Raw genomic sequence first — 1,096 nt, 5'->3', positions numbered from 1 at the left:
GGGGTGGGCAGCGCTGTTGACAGATGCGCATATTGGTGGTAACATCACGCTGCGTTGAACAGTTCAAGAAGGATTATCCCAACGCTATGGCACAGGGAATCGACCATATTATCGTCCGCACGACCGCTTGCTTGATGCAGGCAGGCGTGGTGGTGGTAGTACGTGTCGACGCCTGTGCGCCGTAGCGGGTCCTAAACAAGGCTATATCAGCCCCCATCGGCGTGAAGGCGCCGGTGGGGGCGATTTTTTGTCTCCTCCCTCGAGCGCCGGGACCGCCGCCATGGGCACAACAAGGAGACTCGGCCATGCCCACCATAACCGGCGCGGAACTCATTGTCCGTATGCTTGAACGCCAGGGCATCCGCATTGTCGCGGGCATCCCGGGCGGTGCGAACCTGCCGCTTTACGATGCTCTCGGCCAATCGGAGACGGTCCGGCACGTGTTGGCCCGTCACGAACAGGGCGCGGGATTCATTGCGCAGGGGATGGCGCGGGCGACGGGGCGGCCCGCGGTGTTTCTGGCAACATCCGGCCCGGGCGCCACCAATGCCCTGACCGCCCTTGCCGACGCGAAGCTGGATTCGGTCCCCATCGTCTGCATCACGGGGCAGGTGCCCCGGGCGATGATCGGCACCGACGCGTTCCAGGAAGTCGACACCTACGGGATGAGCATTCCGCTGACCAAGCACAATTTCCTGGTGCGTTCGGCGGCGCACCTGCTCGAGATCATTCCCGAAGCCTTTCGGATTGCCGTCTCGGGACGGCCCGGGCCTGTTCTGGTTGACGTGCCCAAAGACGTGCAGTGCGAGGCCGTTTCGTTTGAGCGCTGGCCGGAACCAGCGGCGGCGGACAGTCCCCCTGACTTCGCTGCGGCGGCGGTTGAGCGCGCTGCCGGGCTTATCAACGGGGCCGAGAGGCCGGTTCTGTATCTCGGCGGCGGGGTCGTGCACGCCGGCGCGGCCGCGCTGGCCGTTCAGCTCGCGGAGAAGGCTTCGATCCCGACGACGATGACGCTGATGGGGCTGGGGACGATGCCGGTTGATCATCCTCTGTCGCTCGGCATGCTGGGCATGCACGCGGCGCGGTCTACAAACTT

The 1,096-nt window shown here is 64.9% G+C and carries 1 protein-coding gene; it reads left to right on the top strand.

What is annotated here, in order from left to right; all coding sequences use genetic code 11:
• Positions 1 to 305 precede the first annotated feature (305 nt).
• The coding region (locus tag PLJ71_22095; protein ID HQM51381.1) for a thiamine pyrophosphate-binding protein at positions 306 to 1,096 on the top strand (791 nt) is incomplete at its 3' end.

Source organism: Candidatus Hydrogenedentota bacterium, assembly GCA_035416745.1.
Classification (GTDB): Bacteria; Hydrogenedentota; Hydrogenedentia; order Hydrogenedentales; family SLHB01; genus UBA2224.
This window is presented reverse-complemented; position numbering and strand designations above follow the sequence as displayed.